The sequence below is a fragment of the Ideonella alba genome, from assembly GCF_018069845.1.
Taxonomy (GTDB): Bacteria; Pseudomonadota; Gammaproteobacteria; order Burkholderiales; family Burkholderiaceae_C; genus Ideonella; species Ideonella alba.
In genome coordinates this window covers 85460-102030 of record NZ_JAGQDD010000013.1, presented here as the reverse complement: position 1 = coordinate 102030, position 16571 = coordinate 85460, and the positions used below count along the sequence as shown (strand labels likewise).

Annotated in this window: 14 protein-coding genes; 8 read left to right on the top strand and 6 right to left on the bottom strand. The window is 68.8% G+C overall.

The window, feature by feature from the left end; genetic code table 11:
* Nucleotides 1-55: 55 nt before the first annotated feature.
* Nucleotides 56-1168 (bottom strand): WD40 repeat domain-containing protein, encoded by a 1113-nt coding sequence (locus KAK03_RS16520; protein ID WP_210855362.1) that lies wholly within the window; start codon nucleotides 1166-1168, stop codon nucleotides 56-58.
* A gap of 209 nt (nucleotides 1169-1377) precedes the next feature.
* Here KAK03_RS16520 and KAK03_RS16515 point away from each other — a divergent pair, with 209 nt between their 5' ends.
* From KAK03_RS16515 to KAK03_RS16505, 3 genes are all read left to right on the top strand, one after another.
* A complete protein-coding gene (locus KAK03_RS16515) occupies nucleotides 1378-2493 on the top strand; it encodes a TRAP transporter substrate-binding protein (protein ID WP_210855360.1) in 1116 nt (371 codons plus the stop codon).
* 147 nt (nucleotides 2494-2640) lie between these two features.
* On the top strand, nucleotides 2641-3276 hold the full coding sequence (locus KAK03_RS16510; protein WP_210855358.1) for a TRAP transporter small permease subunit: 636 nt from the start codon (nucleotides 2641-2643) through the stop codon (nucleotides 3274-3276).
* Complete coding sequence (locus KAK03_RS16505; protein WP_210855355.1) at nucleotides 3273-5438, top strand: TRAP transporter large permease subunit; 2166 nt, start codon at nucleotides 3273-3275, stop codon at nucleotides 5436-5438. Before KAK03_RS16510 ends, KAK03_RS16505 begins: the two co-directional genes overlap by 4 nt.
* A 229-nt stretch (nucleotides 5439-5667) precedes the next feature.
* On the opposite strand, the gene KAK03_RS16500 is transcribed toward KAK03_RS16505, so the two are convergent.
* The 5 genes from KAK03_RS16500 to KAK03_RS16480 all read right to left on the bottom strand — a co-directional run bounded on the left by KAK03_RS16500 (nucleotide 5668) and on the right by KAK03_RS16480 (nucleotide 10739).
* Nucleotides 5668-6615: a HEPN domain-containing protein gene (locus tag KAK03_RS16500; RefSeq protein ID WP_210855353.1), complete on the bottom strand. Its 948-nt coding sequence runs from the start codon at nucleotides 6613-6615 to the stop codon at nucleotides 5668-5670.
* A 7-nt stretch (nucleotides 6616-6622) separates the two neighbouring features.
* A complete protein-coding gene (locus tag KAK03_RS16495; protein ID WP_210855351.1) occupies nucleotides 6623-7744 on the bottom strand; it encodes a DUF262 domain-containing protein in 1122 nt (373 codons plus the stop codon).
* A gap of 305 nt (nucleotides 7745-8049) precedes the next feature.
* Nucleotides 8050-8451: a VOC family protein gene (locus KAK03_RS16490; protein ID WP_247661215.1), complete on the bottom strand. Its 402-nt coding sequence runs from the start codon at nucleotides 8449-8451 to the stop codon at nucleotides 8050-8052.
* Entirely contained in the window at nucleotides 8451-9119 is a 669-nt protein-coding gene (locus KAK03_RS16485; RefSeq protein ID WP_210855347.1) for a GntR family transcriptional regulator, read from the bottom strand. Before KAK03_RS16485 ends, KAK03_RS16490 begins: the two co-directional genes overlap by 1 nt.
* Nucleotides 9120-9188: 69 nt before the next feature.
* Nucleotides 9189-10739: a class I adenylate-forming enzyme family protein gene (locus KAK03_RS16480; RefSeq protein ID WP_210855346.1), complete on the bottom strand. Its 1551-nt coding sequence runs from the start codon at nucleotides 10737-10739 to the stop codon at nucleotides 9189-9191.
* 126 nt (nucleotides 10740-10865) lie between these two features.
* Here KAK03_RS16480 and KAK03_RS16475 point away from each other — a divergent pair, with 126 nt between their 5' ends.
* The 5 genes from KAK03_RS16475 to KAK03_RS16455 are packed head-to-tail and all read left to right on the top strand — an operon-like array spanning nucleotide 10866 to nucleotide 16559.
* A complete protein-coding gene (locus KAK03_RS16475) occupies nucleotides 10866-12602 on the top strand; it encodes a 2-hydroxyacyl-CoA lyase (RefSeq protein WP_210855344.1) in 1737 nt (578 codons plus the stop codon).
* Nucleotides 12603-12636: 34 nt separating this feature from the next.
* Nucleotides 12637-13803 (top strand): acyl-CoA dehydrogenase family protein, encoded by a 1167-nt coding sequence (locus KAK03_RS16470; protein WP_210855435.1) that lies wholly within the window; start codon nucleotides 12637-12639, stop codon nucleotides 13801-13803.
* Nucleotides 13800-14567: an SDR family NAD(P)-dependent oxidoreductase gene (locus KAK03_RS16465; protein ID WP_310738634.1), complete on the top strand. Its 768-nt coding sequence runs from the start codon at nucleotides 13800-13802 to the stop codon at nucleotides 14565-14567. Before KAK03_RS16470 ends, KAK03_RS16465 begins: the two co-directional genes overlap by 4 nt.
* Before the next feature lie 10 nt (nucleotides 14568-14577).
* Nucleotides 14578-15594 carry a phosphotransferase family protein gene (locus tag KAK03_RS16460; protein ID WP_247661213.1) on the top strand — a complete coding sequence of 339 codons (1017 nt, stop codon included), beginning with the start codon at nucleotides 14578-14580 and terminating at the stop codon, nucleotides 15592-15594.
* The gene (locus KAK03_RS16455) at nucleotides 15594-16559 is read left to right on the top strand and encodes an AEC family transporter (RefSeq protein ID WP_210855340.1); all 966 of its coding nucleotides are present in this window, start codon (nucleotides 15594-15596) and stop codon (nucleotides 16557-16559) included. Before KAK03_RS16460 ends, KAK03_RS16455 begins: the two co-directional genes overlap by 1 nt.
* Nucleotides 16560-16571 lie beyond the last annotated feature (12 nt).

Here is a 16571-nt window from a genome sequence, read left to right as displayed (position 1 = left end):
CTGCGCCGCCGGGCGCGCCAGCGCCCGCCGGTGCGGTGTCGGTCGGTGGGCGGTCTCAGCGCGCCAGGAAATACACCTGCGGCTCGCAGGCGGCGCACTTGTCCATGTCCTTGGTCTCGCCCCAGTTCAGCGGGCACTGGCGCACTTCGGTGGCATAGGCCACGTGGGTGCCCGGCGCCAGGCGTGCCGTCAGCGGGAAGTCGTTGCCCCCCACGGCCGCCTTGTCGGGGCGGGCGATCAGCAGGCGCTCGTCCAGCGGCTTCGGGCCCGGGTTGTTGAACTGCACCTCGAATCGGCAGGTCGTGCCCTGCTGGCCCATGAAACGGGACTGCACCGTCATCGGGCCCGAGCTGGCCTGGAAGGGCTTGGGGCGGCTCCAGACCTCCGCCGTGGCGGCCAGCGGCAGGTGGTTGGCGGTGAACGAACGCGCCACCCAGGGCGGGCATTCCTTGCACGGGGCCTCGGCCTGGGCCTGCTGGGCGCCGGCGGCGCCCCAGGTCCACAGCGTCTTGTCGGTGCCAATGCCCACCAGCGACCCGTCGGCCCGCGCCGCCACGCCGATGACCGCGCCGCTGTTGGGCACCGCCACCCAGGGGCTGGCCAGCGTCGCCCGGGTCCACAGCGCCTGGTCACGGCCCACGCCCACCAGGCTGCCATCGGGCCGCGCGGCCACCGCGGTCACGCTGCCGCTGTCGGGCACGCGCGCCCAGGCGCTGTCGATCGTTGCGCGCTGCCACAGGAAGCCGTCGGTGCCCACGCCGACGATCACGCCCGAGGGCATCACCGCCACGCCCACCACCGAGCCGCTGTTGGGCACCTGCACCCAGGCGGCGTTCAAGTGGGCGCGGGTCCACAGCTGCTGGTCGGTGCCCACACCCACCAGGCTGCCATCGGGCCGAAGCGCCACGCTGACCACGAAGCCACTGCCCGGCACCTGCACCCAGGGTGCCTGCAGCGACGCGCGCGTCCACAGCAGGCGGTCGGTGCCCACACCCACCAGCCGGCCATCCGGCGCGGCCGCCACGGCGGTGACGAAGCCGCTGTCGGGCACGGGCGTCCAGGCCTGTGCGCCGGCGGCGCCGGCCGCAGCTGCCATCAGCAGCGCGGACAGGACACGCAGCGCTGCTCGCCAGGCGCCCCCAGGCCAACGGTCATCCGGTTGAGTCATGTCGGTGCTCCTGCTGCCAGAGGTTGATCGGCCGCCCCGGACCGGCCGATGGCGGCTCCGACATTTTGTCGCGCCAACCTACGGGTCGGCCACCTGTTCCCTCCGGGGTATCTACGAGTTGAGTCTGATTTGCGGCATCCCAGAACATCAAGCGCTTGATGTCGCAAACCACGGCCCATCGCGGTGCCGTCCAACCCCCTGGAGACAGCATGGAATCGAACCCGACCCCGGCCAAGCGCCGCCGTTTCCTGAAGACTGCCGCCGCGGCCACCGCGGGTGCCGGGGCGCTGGCGGCGCCCGCCATCTCGCGCGCGCAGACGGTGACGCTGCGCTTCCAGAGCACCTGGCCGGCCAAAGACATCTTCCACGAGTACGCCAACGACTTCGCCAAGAAGGTCAACGACATCGCCGGCAACCGGCTGAAGATCGAGGTGCTGCCGGCCGGCGCGGTGGTGCCGGCCTTCCAGTTGCTGGAAGCCGTGGCCAAGGGCACGCTGGATGGCGGCCATGGCGTGCTGGCCTACCACTACGGCAAGAACTCGGCGCTGGCGCTGTGGGGCTCGGGCCCGGCCTTCGGCATGGACCCGAACATGGTGCTGGCCTGGCACTACTACGGCGGCGGCGAGGCGCTGCTGGAGGAGATCTACAAGGGCCTGAACATGGACGTGAAGTCTTTCGTCTACGGCCCCATGCCCACGCAGCCGCTGGGCTGGTTCAAGAAGCCCATTGCCAAGGTGGAAGACCTCAAGGGCCTGAAGTACCGCACCGTGGGCCTGGCGGTGGACGTGTTCACCGAGCTGGGCGCGGCGGTGAACCCGCTGCCCGGTGGTGAGATCGTGCCAGCGCTGGACCGCGGCCTGATCGACGCGGCCGAGTTCAACAACGCCAGCTCCGACCGCGTGCTGGGCTTTGCCGACGTGGCCAAGAACTGCATGCTGCAGAGCTTCCACCAGAGCGGCGAGCAGTTCGAGATCCTGTTCAACGGCCCCAAGTACAACGGCCTGCCGGCCGAGCTGAAGAAGGCCATCGACGTGGCCGTGGAAGCCGCCAGCGCCGACATGAGCTGGAAGGCCATCGAGCGCAACTCGAAGGACTACGCCGAGCTGAAGAAGGCCGGCGTGAACTTCTACAAGACGCCCGACGCCATCCTGCGCGCCCAGCTGGACGCCTGGGACAAGGTGATCGCCAAGAAGTCCGGCGAGAACCCGCTGTTCAAGAAGGTGCTCGACAGCCAGAAGGCCTACGCCCAGCGCGTGATCCCCTGGCAGAACGACTACATGGTCGACTTCAAGATGGCCTACAACCACTACTTCGGCCGCCGCTGACGCCCGCACCCGCGGGCCGGACGGGCCACCGCTTGCCGCTGCGCGCGGCCGGTGGCCCGTGTGCCGTTTCCCACAGGCCCGCACGGCATGCCTCACCGCCCCACACGGTGACCTCGCCCACCCACCCGGCCCCTGGCCGCGCCCCCCATGCAGAAGCTGCTGCTTGCCGTTGACCGGCTGTCCACCTGGATCGGCCAGTTCTTCGCCTGGTCCATCGTGCTGCTCACGCTGGGCATCTCGTGGGAGGTGTTCAGCCGCTATGTGCTGAACAACCCGCACGACTGGGCGCTCAACGGCCAGATCATGCTGTACGGCACGCTGTTCATGATGGCCGGCGCCTACACCCTGGCCAAGGCCGGCCATGTGCGCGGCGATGTGCTCTACGGCTTCTTCCAGCCGCGCACCCAGGCCGGCATCGACCTGCTGCTGTACCTGGTGTTCTTCCTGCCCGGCATCGTGGCGCTGACCTGGGCCGGATGGACCTACGCGAATGAATCGCTGGCCATCCGCGAGAAGACCTTCTCGGCCACGCCGCTGCCGCTGTACCCGTTCAAGTTCATCATCCCGCTGGCCGGTGGGATGCTGCTGCTGCAGGGCGTGGTGGAGATCGTGCGCTGCGTGGCCTGCCTGAAGACCGGCGAGTGGCCATCGCGTGAGCAGGACGTGGAAGAGGTGGACGTCGACAAGCTCAAGCAGATGGTGCACGTGAAGGACGAGGACATCGCCGCACTGGACCGCTTTGTCACCGGCGCCGCCCCCGCTGCGCAGGAGAAGGCCCGATGAAGCTGCGCAAGGAACTCTGGTTCGGCTTCACGCTGATGGGGCTGATCATGGCTGGTGCGGCCGCCATGATGCTGAGCGCCGACCAGCTCACCAACGGCCACTACGGCCTGCTGATGCTGGCGCTGGTGGTGGTGGCCATCATGCTGGGCTTTCCCACGGCGTTCACGCTGATGGGCATGGGCATGCTGTTCGCCTTCTTCGCCTACCACTCGGGCGGGCAGACGGTGGGTGGCGCGGTGACGCAGACGCTGGACCTGATGGTGCAGCGCGCCTTTGCGGTGATGGGCAACGACGTGCTCATCTCGATCCCGCTGTTCGTCTTCATGGGCTACCTGGTGGAGCGGGCCAACCTGATCGAGCGCCTGTTCCGCAGCCTGCACCTGGCGCTGGCGCGGGTGCCGGGCTCGCTGGCGGTGGCCACGCTGTTCACCTGCGCGGTGTTTGCCACCGCCACCGGCATCGTCGGCGCGGTGGTCACGCTGATGGGCCTGCTGGCGCTGCCGCAGATGCTGCGCGGCGGCTACGACGTGCGCATCTCGGCCGGCGCCATCACCGCCGGCGGCTGCCTGGGCATCCTGATCCCGCCGTCGGTGATGCTGATCGTCTACGGCGCCACCGCCGGGGTGTCGGTGGTGCAGCTGTATGCCGGCGCCTTCTTCCCCGGCCTGATGCTGGCCGGCCTGTACATCGTCTACGTGGTGGTGCTAGCCAAGCTCAAGCCCGCGCTGATGCCGCCGCTGAGCGCCGCCGAGCGCCTGGTGCCGCTGCCCCCGCTGAGCGAAGACCTGGCCCGCGCCTTCAGCCCGCTGGCGCTGCCCGCGCTGCTGCGCGCGCTGGCCGGCCCGCGCAACGCCAAGGTGCCCATGGGCCTGCTGCTGCGCGAGCTGCTGGTGGCCCTGCTGCCCGCGCTGGTGTTTGCGCTGGCCACCGGCCTGGCCTGGCACCTGAACACCAGCCCCAGCGACGACAGCAACGCGCCGGCCGCGGTGCAGCGCGGCGGCGTGGCCGAGCCGCCGGGGGCCAGCGCCGGTGTGCAAGAACCGCCGGGGGCCGCAGACGGCGTGAAGGAACCCCCGGGCGCCGCCACCGGCGTGCAGGAGCCGCCTGGCGCGTCCACCAGCCTGCGCGAGCCGCCCACCAGCGGCGGTCTGCAAGAGCCCCCTGGCAGCAGCAGCAACACCAGCAGCAGCGGTCTGCAGGAGCCCCCCGGCGCCGCCGGAGGTGGCCTGAAGGAGCCGCCCGGATCGGCCGGCGGTGGTCTGCAGGAACCCCCGGGCGCCGCACCCGGCGGCCTGGCCGAGCCTCCTGGCGCCACCAGCGGCGTGCGTGAACCCCCCGGCGCCAGCGGCGGCACGCTGGCCAGCCCGGCCGGTGCGGCCGCGGCTGATGCCCCGCGCACACGCACCCCCGCCACCCAGGGCTTCTGGATCGGCACCGGCGTGGGCGCGGTGGCGCTGGTGGCGCTGTACGCGCTGCTCAGCTTCCAGCGGCTGGAAGTGTTCAAGATGCTGCTCAGCAGCTTCTTCCCGCTGCTGGTGCTGATCCTGGCCGTGCTGGGCTCCATCGTCTTCGGCCTGGCCACACCCACCGAGGCCGCCGCGGTGGGCGCCTTCGGCGGCTTCCTGCTGGCCGTGGCCTACCGGCAGTTCACCTTTGGCGTGCTGAAGGAATCGGTGTTCCTGACCGCCAAGACCAGCGCGATGGTGTGCTGGCTCTTCGTCGGCTCGGCCATCTTCTCGGCGGCGTTCGCGCTGCTGGGCGGGCAGGAGCTGGTGGAGCAGTGGGTGATGTCGATGAACCTGACCAAGACCCAGTTCCTGGTGCTGAGTCAGGTGATCATCTTCCTGCTGGGCTGGCCGCTGGAGTGGACCGAGATCATCGTGATCTTCATGCCCATCTTCATCCCGCTGCTCGACAACTTCGGCGTCGACCCGCTGTTCTTCGGCCTGCTGGTGGCGCTGAACCTGCAGACCGCCTTCCTCAGCCCCCCGGTGGCCATGGCCGCCTTCTACCTGAAGGGCGTCAGCCCGCCCCACGTCACCCTGAACCAGATCTTCGCCGGCATGCTGCCCTTCATGGGCATCCAGGTGGTGGCGATCGTGCTGCTGTACCTGTTCCCGGGGATTGGGTTGTGGTTGCCGGAGGTGTTGTATGGGAGGTGAGGGGGAGAGGGGAGGGGTGGCCTCGCAACTGAAGTGGTCCTGCGGAGCCCGCTGACTAGGTCAGTAAGTTGACGCCATTCAGAAACGAAACTTTTCTTCCGCAGAGTTCAGTATCGATGGCAACCGTGCAGCACCGAAGCGGAGAAGGCGGTCTGAGCCCTCGTCGAATTATGATCCTGCTCCATAATTGAGACTGACACCCAACAAGTAGACTTTCTGAGCGCCCAATTCACCAAGTTACCCAATTCGACGGGATGGCCATAGCATCAAGAATAACTAACTGACGCCTTCTAGCTTTGGCATACTGCTCGCCATAAGCTATTGCAAGTTGCTCACTCGGAAATATTCTCAGTGTCGTTCGTGCTGTGACCGCGGGTGGCTGAACCCGCTCCTTTTTTACAAGGAATTTAGGAGCCCGACTTCGTGGATCAACAAAAACCATCTCGATATCGCTGTGAAGCAGCTGAGGCCGCCCACCCTGTCCGGCCCCTTCCTTTGCATTTACCAAGGCTCCCGAGTGAGAAAGTAGTAAATCGAATGCAAGACAAATCGCCAGCGATGATCTAACCGAGTCCTGAAGGTCTGCGTAAAGGACCTGGCCAGTCAACGCATGAGCAGAAGAGTGTCGTCTCTTTTTAATGGAAGAAAATTCAGCCTCCGCGTCGAGTATGGCGATACCGAACCTAGCCGTTAGCGATGTCAGTTGGCTCCACGGATCATTTACCCCAAAGGACCTGAGAATTTCCTTAACATCGTTCTCGGCAATGTTAGAAGCAGAGTAACCAAACGAATGATCTGAGAGGTTCTGCACATTGGTTAACGCGCTGGATATAGGAACCAAATTCGCTACGAGCCACGATATCTTGTCTGCAACCGGCTGAAGCTTCAGCCTAAAACGGACACCATCAAGGGCACCAATGGTAGTTGCCTTTTGAAGCGCCGGAGACAGGTCAGAGAATACAAGTGACGGATTATCAAACGAGCGCAAGACCTCGCCTGTGCGCTCCCTAATGAATGTCTCGACAGTCGAGAAGATTAGCACTGCCAACCCCTGCCGCAACATCCGCGCTCGAGCATTGTGAGCAAGACCATTAGGCACTGTGTCTACAAGCGCAGGGTCATTAAGGCAGTCCTTCAGAACTGCCAATGTCTCCAGCAGAGAGGCTCTTGCACCCATGGTGATGTCAAAGCGCCTTGAGAAGCTCGGTTACCGCCTTTATTCGAGTACGCACGAAGGATGGAGTATTTGTCCCTTGTCGAACAGATTTCTCGAATACTGGATCAGTAAAAAGAGCTGCTGTGCGCTTCACGGCAGTCGCCGATTTTCTGATCGATTTTTCTAGTTGTGAATCGTTCAGCTCCCCAATTGCCAACATCTCCGCATCGTACATGCCCGCAAGAAACTGCGAGCGCCACCCAGTCCCTGTGTGGCGCTTAAAGGCGTGTTCGCCCCATATACTTTGACAACCGTTAAGGGATCTCAGGAAATCTCGTCGTAGGGACTTAATCTGTGCAGGTTTGCTGTGCTGGTTTTTTATCATGTAGCCATCCAACTCCCCTCGCAGGCTACCGGAGAAGCTTTGCCACGAACTCCTGAGCGCAAAATAGCGCAAAACATACTCAGCGTCCTCCATATTCTTGTACGCGGGTGAGTTGCTAGAAATTATCTTGAGTTGCTCACGCAAGAACTGCGAGTCCGACAAATCGAAGACGAGATCACTTAGCGCTCCTCGATAAGCAACCTTCCGAAGTTCCTGTGGAAGCATTGGCTCCCCACCTCGGTTAAGGCGGGTGAAGACCTCGAACTTCAAGGTAGGATCTGATTGCTTAAGCAGAGTGACGACACGCACATATGGACGAATATTGAGTGAATTCTGAAGTGCCTCGGGCAGAGTGGCGAAAGTTCGGCCTTCAAGTTCGACGAACTTCTCGAGATCGCGTAATTCAAGGTTCTCTGCCATGAATGCCCGAATGGCTGTAAGTCGTTGCTTACCGTCGACTACAGAGTATTTACCGTATTCATCTTCGGCAAGATAAATAGGCGGCACCGGAACATTAAGCAGGAAGGATTCGATAAGTCCGGACTGTTTGTCAGGTGACCATCTTTCCCGACGTTGGAAATCAGGGTCTAGGTTGATTGCCGCCTCGCCTCCTTCGCGCGGAGACATCATTCCCGACAGGGAACCTAACGAGAGGTCCGCTGTTTGGTAGACCAGGCTATCTTGTGCAAGCAGGAACCGCCTGAGGATCTTTTCATTTTGGACGTTGGAGCCTTGCTGTGCCGGAGATACTACTTTGCTTGGCATTTTTTCCCCAGTAATTCGCTATGTTGAGCATCACCCGAATGGAGCATATGCGAGACATGCGGGACAGTCTAGCCACTCAGCCCCAACCTAGCCTGCCTATTGCACGGCTCTTGTTGGTATCCTAACTCCGAAATCATCGCCGACTCACTGCTACCGGGATGTCCGCTGTTGCCACTGACTTGTACGGATTGCCCGCCGGACGATAGCGTTAGTGAGCAGCATGCAGGATTGGATTCCGCTTAGCGGGACAGCTACGTTTCCGTACGCGATCCCTGTTGCAAGCTGCTGTGGCATAGCAAGGGCCCCTAACTGCCACCGAAATTACCTGTCGCGGTAATCGCCTGGCATGACTCTTCCGTCACCCGGTTCAGCCCCACCGTACACCCCCACGGACACACCATCATCGCCACCCCCGCCCCGAAGTCCGTGCGCATCGGTCCTCGGTGCAGCCGCGCCCCTCGGCGCTGCAGTTCCTGCACCGCCACATCCAGATCGTCCACTTCCCAGTAAACGGTGGTGCCGCCAATGCCACCTGGGCACTTGGCGTCCGCCGGGTGAAAGCCCAGCACCACGCCGCCCGGGCCGCGGACGAAGGCGAATTGGGGGTTCTCGTGGCCGACCGTGCTGCCCAGCAAATCGGCCCACCAGGCGGCGGCGGCGTCGATGTCGGCCACGAAGAAGATGACCGACTCGACGGCGCGCAGCATCAAGGTGTGGCGGTCTTGGCGCGCACCCGGTTGACCATGAACTGGGCGGCCTGCAGCAGGTGGCTGCGCACCAGGGCTTCGGCGCGGTCGCCGTTGCCGGTGGCGATGGCGTCCAGGATTTCGGCGTGCTGGTCCCAGATGTCGCGCGGCTTTTCGTCGCGGATCAGCACCTCGCCCATCACGCGCTGGGTGTAGGTGAGGTGGGTTTCCAGGGCCGGGGCGATCAGCGGGTTGCCGGACAGGCCGTAGATGAACTCGTGGAACTTCATGTCGGCGGCGATGAGCTTGGCCACCGAGCCGGCGGCCACGGCCTTGCGGCCGGCCTCGATCAGCGCGGGGCCGGCCTTGGCGGCGCGCTCGGCGCCCAGCTCGGCGGCGCGGCGGGCGGCCAGGCCTTCGATGGCGGCGCGGATGTCGTACATGTGCTGCACGTGGTTGGGGTCCAGCGGCGCCACCAGCAGGCCGCGGCCAGGGGCGTCCTGCAGCACGCCCTGGTTGCGCAGCAGCACCAGCGCCTGCTGCACCGGCTGGCGCGACACGCCCAGCGCCTGCGCCAGCTGCTCCTGGATGATGCGGTCGCCGGGAGCGAAATGGCCGGCGGCGATTTCCTCGAGGATGGCGTCGCGCACCTGCTCGACAAGGTTGGGCTGGGTGGTCAGGGGCTTCATGTTGAATGCCGAATCCGGAATGCCACGCCAGTGTAGCGGTCTGCCCCCATCACGGGTGCGTGTCGCGGCTCAGGCGGCCTGCGGCGTGCGCAGCAGGCGGTGCAGGATCTTGCCGGTGGCCGTGCGGGGCATTTGCTCTTCGCTGACGAAGCGCACGGTCTGCGGCCGCTTGTAGCCGGCCATGCGCGGGCGGCACCAGTCCAGCAGTTCGGCCTCGGTGAGGGCGGCGCCCTGGTGCAGCACCACCACGGCGTGCACGGCCTCGCCCCACTTGTCGTGCGGCACGCCCACCACGGCGATGTCCTTGATGGCGGGGTGCGCGCCCAGCACGCTTTCCACCTCTGAAGGGTAGACGTTCTCGCCGCCGCTGATGATCATGTTGCTCTTGCGGTCGACCAGGTGGATGTAGCCGTCGGCGTCGCGGCGGGCCATGTCGCCGACCGAACACCAGGGGCCGCGGAACGCTTCCGCCGTCTTCTCGGGGTTCTTCCAGTAGCCGTCGAAGACATAGGCGGTGCGCGAGAAGAGCTCGCCCACCTCGCCGTCGGGCACCTCGTGGCCGTCGGCGTCGAGCAGGCGGATGGCGCCCGAGCCGGCCCACTCGCGGCCCACCGAGCCCAGGCGGTCGATCTGCTCCTCGGGGCGCAGCAGCGTCACCCAGCCGGCCTCGGTGCTGCCGTACAGCTCATACAACTGGCCGTTGCGGAAGTGGTCCAGGATGGCCAGCTTGGTGTCCTTGCGCGCCGGGGCGGACGAGATCATCAGCTTCTCCACCCGGCTCACGTCGTGGCGCGCCTTCACCTCGGGTGGCAGGCCCAGCATCATGATGTAGTGGGTGGGCACCAGCGAGGTGAAGGTGATGCGCTCGCGCGCCAGCGTGGCCAGCAGGGCCTCGGGGTCGAAGCTGCGGCGGTCGTCGATCACGCAGGTGGCGCCCAGGTGGGCGAAGGTGTGGCTGAAGTACAGCGAGTTGGCGTGGCACATGGGCATCACCAGCAGCGCGGTGTCGTCGCGGGTGAAGCGCATCTCCAGCGCGGTGGCCAGCGCGATCAGCGTGCTGCCCTCGTGGCTGCGGATCGCGCCCTTGGGCTTGCCGGTGGTGCCCGAGGTGTACATCAGCGCGCTGGGGTCGCCCGGGGTCACGGGCCCGGTGGGGGCAGCGGGGCGGGCGGCGTCGATCAGGCCCTCGTAGCTGCGCCAGCCGGCGGGCAGGGTGGGGCCGAAGGCGACGTAGCCGTCGGCCGGCACCGGCAGCTCGGCGCGCACGGCGTCCACCCGGTCGGTCAGCTCGTCCTGGGCGATCAGCGCGCGGGCCTCGGCGTGCTGCACGATGTAGGCGATCTCGGGCGCGGTGAGGCGGAAGTTGATGGGCACCGCCACCAGGCCGGCAGCGGCCAGGCCGGCGTACAGCTCCATCCACTCGGCGCTGTTGTAGGCCAGCAGGGCCACGCGATCGCCCTTGGCCAGGCCCAGGCCCCGCAGGCCGTTGGCCAGGCGGCAGGCGCGTTCGTGCCACTGGGCGTAGCTCAGGCTGCGGCGCGAATCGCGCACGGCCAGCTTGTGGGGGGTGAGGCGGGCATGGGCGGCCACGGCGTCGGCCAGGGTCAGCAGGTGGTTCATGGGCTTCTCCGTCGAGATGGCGCCGATTTTAGAATGCTGAATTCAGAATGCATTCGGGGAATCCCTGTCTTTTGTACTCTGAATTCAGAGTGCTACAGTCCGGGGACCGTTCCGAAGGGCCTCACCATGAGCACTCCCACCGTCACTGAAGACAGCGCCGCCGCGCTGATCGCCCGCTTCCTCAAGGCTCGCGGCGTCGACCGCGTGTTCGCGCTGTGCGGCGGCCACATCATGCCCACCTGGATGCGGCTGGACGCCGAGGGCATCCGCCTGATCGACGTGCGCGACGAGCGCGCCGCCGTCTACATGGCGCACGCCCACGCCGAGCTGACCGGCGGCCTGGGCGTGGCCCTGGTCACCGCCGGCCCGGGCGTGACCAATGCGATGACCGGCCTGGCCAACGCCCATGTGGCGCGCGCGCCGGTGCTGGTGCTGTCGGGCACGCCGCCGCGCGCGCAGGAGCACCGCGGCGCGCTGCAGGACATGGACCACTGCGCCTTCGTGGCGCCGCTCACCCGCTTCGCCCGCACCGTGCGCCAGCCCGACCTGCTGCTGAGCGCGCTGGACGAGGCCGTGGCCCGCGCGCTGGGCCAGGGCGGCGAGCCCGGCCCGGTGTTCGTGGACGTGCCGGTGGATGTGCTGCGCGCGCGGGTCTCGCCCGCGGTGCAGCTGCCCGAGCTGTTCAACCCGCCGCCCGCCACCGTGGCCGGGCCCGACCAGGCCGCGGTGCAGCGCGCGGTGGACGTGCTGTGGTCGGCCAAGCGCCCGCTGGTGATCAGCGGCCGCGGCGCGCGCCGCGCCGGGCCCGAGCTGCGTGCGCTGCTGGATCGCCTGGGCGCCGTCTACCTGGACACCGGCGAAAGCCGCGGCCTGGTGCCCGAGTCGCACCCCAGCGTGGTGGCCGCGATGCGCGGCGCGGTGATGCAGCAGGCCGACGTGGTGCTCACGCTGGGCCGGCGGCTGGACTTCCAGCTGGCCTATGGCTCGCCCGCGGTGTTTGGCGATGCCCGCTTCGTGCGCATCGCCGACTGCGCCGCCGAGCTGCGCGACAACCGCCGCGGCGCCGCCGAGATCCTGGCCGACCCGGCCGCGGCCGTGCGCGCGCTGCTGCAGGCCGCGGGCGAGCGCGCCCCCGCCACCGACCGCGCCTGGGCCGCCGGCCTGCGCGAGCAGCACGTGGCCCGCTCGACCAAGCTGCTGCAGACGATGGCCGCCGCGCCCGCCGGCAGCGACGGCCGCATGCACCCCAACCGCGTGATCGCCGCGCTGCGCGAGGCCCTGCCGGCCGACGCCGTGGTGGTGGCCGATGGCGGCGACTTCCTCAGCTTTGCCCGCGTGGGCCTGCCGGCCGACACCTACCTGGACCCGGGCTCGCTGGGCTGCATCGGCGTGGGCACGCCCTTTGGCGTGGCCGCGGCGCTGGCCTGCCCGGGCCGACGCGTGCTGGTGGCCACCGGCGATGGCTCCTTCGGCTTCAACGCGCTGGAGCTGGACACCGCTGTGCGCCACCGCGCGCCGGTGCTGGTGGTGGTGGCCAACAACGGCAGCTGGGCGATCGAGGTGCGCGATCAGCAGGAGACCCACGGCAAGGTGGTGGGCACCCAACTGCAGTTCGCCGATCATGCGATGCTGGCGCGGGCGCTGGGCGCCTATGGCGAGCGGGTGGAGCGCGCGGAAGACCTGCCCGGCGCCATCGCCCGCGCGCTCAAGGCCCTGGACCTGGGCCTGCCCGCGCTGCTGGACGTGGTGGTCACGCCCGAGGCCGTGTCGTCCGACGCCAAGTCCGGCCTGGCCTGGGTGCCCGACCTGCAACCGCTGGCCGCCTGGGACGAGGCCGAGGCGCGCTGGCGCGCCGCTTCCTGATGCTCGGCCTGACTGCTTTCAAGGACCTCCGATGATCGACTTCTCCCTCCCGCCGGCACTGGCCGAGCTGCAGGCGCGCGTGCGCCGCTTCATCGACGAGCAGGTCATCCCGCTCGAATCCGACACGCGCCAGGGCGCCCACGGCCCCGAGCCGGCGCTGCGCGACGAGCTGGTGGCGCGCGCCCGCGCCGCCGGCCTGCTGACGCCGCATGTGGCGCGCGACTTCGGCGGCCGGGACCTGGGCCATGTGGAGCGCGCGGTGGTGTTTGAAGAGGCCGGCACCTCGCTGCTGGGCCCGGTGGCGCTGAACGTGTTCGCGCCCGACGAGGGCAATATGCACCTGCTGCAGGAAGTGGCCACACCCGCGCAGCAGGAACGCTGGCTGCGCCCGATGGCCGCCGGCACGCTGCGCTCGTGCTTTGCGATGACCGAGCCGGCACCGGGCGCCGGCTCCGACCCGTCGATGCTGGCCACCACCGCCCGGGCCGACGGCGAGCACTTCGTGATCGACGGCCGCAAGTGGTTCATCACCGGCGCCGACGGCGCGGGCGTGGCCATCATCATGGCGATGGTGCCGGGGGCGGGGGCCACCATGTTCCTGGCGCCGATGGATGCGCCGGGCATCGTGCTGGAGCGCAACATGGACACGCTGGACCGCTGCTTCCCCGGCGGCCACGGCGTGCTGCGCTTCGAGGGCCTGCGCGTGCACCGCGACGACGTGCTGGGCGAGGTGGGCAAGGGCTTCCACTACGCGCAGGTGCGGCTGTCGCCGGCGCGGCTGACGCACTGCATGCGCTGGCTGGGCGCGGCGCGCCGCGCGCACGAGGTGGCCAGCGCCTATGCGCGCGAGCGCCAGGCCTTTGGCCAGGCGATCGGCCGCCACGAGGGCGTGGGCTTCATGCTGGCCGACAACGCGATGGACCTGCACCTGGCCCGCCTGACCACCTGGCAGGCCGCCTGGGTGCTGGACCAGGGCGAGCTGGGGCTGGCCGAGTCCAGCCGCGCCAAGGTCATCGTTTCGGAAGCCGTGTGGCGCGTGGCCGACCGCTGCGTGCAGGTGCTGGGCGGGCAGGGCACCACGTCGGAAACCGTGGTGGCGCGCATCTTTGCCGACATGCGCGCCTTCCGTATCTACGACGGCCCGTCCGAGGTGCACCGCTGGAGCCTGGCCAAGCGCATCATGAAGGGGCTGCCGGCGTGAGCGATCTGTTTTCTCTGGCTGGCCGCACCGCGCTGGTGACGGGTGCCTCCAGCGGCCTGGGCTGGCACTTCGCGCGCACGCTGGCCGCGGCCGGCGCGGCGGTGGCGGTGGCGGCGCGGCGCCGCGAGCGGCTGCAGGCGCTGGTCGACGAGATCGGCGCGGCCGGCGGCCAGGCCTTCGCGGTGGCGATGGACGTGACCGATGCGGCCTCGGTGCGCGACGCACTGGGCGCCGTGGCCGCCTGGCGCGCGGTGCCGGACCTGCTGGTCTGCAATGCGGGCGTGGCGGTGTCCCGGCCGCTGCTGGAGCAGACCGAGGCCGACTACGACCAGGTGCTGGACACCAACCTCAAGGGCGCCTGGCTGGTGGGCCAGGAGACCGCGCGCCGGCTGGTGGCCGCGGGCCGCGGTGGCGCCTTCATCCACATCGCCTCGATCACCGGCGAGCGGGTGGCCGGCGGGGTGGCCCCCTACTGCGCCTCGAAGGCCGCGCTGCTGCAGCTGACCCGGGCGATGGCGCTGGAGCTGGCGCCCCACGGCATCCGCGTCAATGCGCTGGCGCCGGGCTACATCGCCACCGAACTGAACCGCGACTTCCTGGCCTCCAGCGCCGGCCAGCGCCTGATGGCGCGCATCCCGCAGAAGCGCTTCGGCACCCCGGCCGATCTGGACGGCCCGCTGCTGCTGCTGGCGGGCGAGGGCGGCCGCTTCATGACCGGCAGCGTGCTGGCCGTTGATGGCGGGCACCTGGTGGGCAGCCTGTGAAGGACCCGCGATGAGCCCCGACGAACAACAGCGCCTGGCCGCCTGGCTGCGCGCGCACGTGGCCGCCTTCGACGGCGAACTGCGCCTGAGCCGGCTGGCTGGCGGCCAGTCCAACCCCACCTACCGCGTGGAGGCCGGCGCGCACCGCTGGGTGCTGCGCCGCAAGCCGCCGGGCGTGCTGCTGGCCTCGGCCCATGCGGTGGACCGCGAACACCGCGTGATGGCGGCGCTGGCCGGCCACGGCGTGCCGGTGCCGCGCATGGGGGGCCTGTGCGAGGACCCGGCGGTGATCGGCTCCACCTTCGTGGTGATGGAACATGTGGACGGCCGGGTCTTCGTGGATCCGGCGCTGCCGGGCCTGCCGCCGGCGGAGCGCGCCGCCCTCTACGCCGCGATGGCGGACGCGCTGGCCGCGATCCACCGCGTGGATGTGGCCGCCGCCGGGCTGAGCGGCCACGGCAAGCCGCAGCAGTACCTGTCGCGGCAGATCGCCCGCTGGACGCGCCAGTACCGCGACAGCCAGACCGAGGACATCGCGCCGATGGAGGCGCTGATCGACTGGCTGCCCGCCCACCTGCCCGCCGGCCTGGACGAGCACCCCGGCACGCTGGTGCACGGCGACTTCCGCCTGGACAACCTGATCTTCCACCCCACCGAGCCGCGCGTGCTGGCGGTGATCGACTGGGAGCTGTCCACGCTGGGCCATCCCTGGGCCGACCTGAGCTACCACCTGATGGCCTGGCGTGTCACGCCCGACGAGTTCCGCGGCCTCAAGGGCCACGACCTGGCCGCGCTGGGCCTGCCCGACGAGGCCGCGCACCTGGCGCGCTACCTGGGCGGCCGGCCCGGCCCCGATGCAGCGACGATGGACTGGCTGATGGCCTTCAACATGTTCCGCATGGCGGCCATCCTGCAGGGCATCCTGGCGCGCGCGCGCCAGGGCAATGCCGCCGCGGCCGACGCCGAGGCCACCGGCGCCCGCGCGCGCCGCATGGCCGAGGCCGGCTGGCGCCAGGTGCGCGGCTGATGCAGGCCATCCTGACCGTCACCACGCCCTTCTTCGGGCTGGTGCTGCTGGGCTGGCTGATGGCGCGCCGCGGGCTGCTGGCTCTGGAGGCCATTCCCGGCCTGAACGGCTTCGTGCTGTTCTTCGCCCTGCCCTGCATGCTGCTGCGCTTCAGCGCGATCACGCCGATCGCCCAGCTGCTGGACGGTGCGGTGGTGGCGGTCTACCTGGGCTGCGCGGCGCTGATGAGCGTGCTGGCGGTGGCACTGGCCCGGCTGCAGGGGCAGCGCTGGCCGGATGCCGCCTTCGGCACGCTGCTGGCGGTGTTCCCCAACAGCGGCTTCATGGGCGTGCCGCTGCTGGTGGCGCTGCTGGGCCCGCGCGCCGCGGCGCCGTCGATCGTGGCGCTGGCGCTGGACATGGTGCTGACCAGCTCGCTGTGCATCGCGCTGTCGCAGCTGGGCCACCCGGGCGGCGTGCGCCCGGCGCTGGCGCGCGCGCTGCGCGGCATGGCGGTCAACCCGCTGCCCTGGGCGATCGCGGGCGGCACGCTGCTGTCGGCGCTGGGCTGGCGGCCGCCCACGCCGGTGTGGCGCATCGTCGAGCTGCTGGCCGACGCCGCGTCGCCGGTGGCGCTGTTCGCGCTGGGCGGCATGCTGGCGCGCGGGCCGATGCAGCGCGCGCCGGGCGCGCCGCGACCCCCGGCCGCCTGGGACATCGTGGCGCTCAAGCTGATCGTCCACCCGCTGGTGGTGCTGGCCGCCGGCGGTGCCGCGCGCGCCGCCGGGCTGCCGCTGGACCCGTTCGCCGCGGTGGTGCTGGTGCTGGTGGCCGCGCTGCCCAGCGCCAGCTACGTGCCCATCCTGGCCGAGCGCTATGGCGCCGAGCCGGGGCGGCTGGCGCAGGTGGTGCTACTCAGCACCGTGGGCGCCTTCGCCAGCTTTGCGCTGGCGGTGGCGGCGCTGCAGCCGGGCGCGGGGCCCTGACAGGCGAGGTGC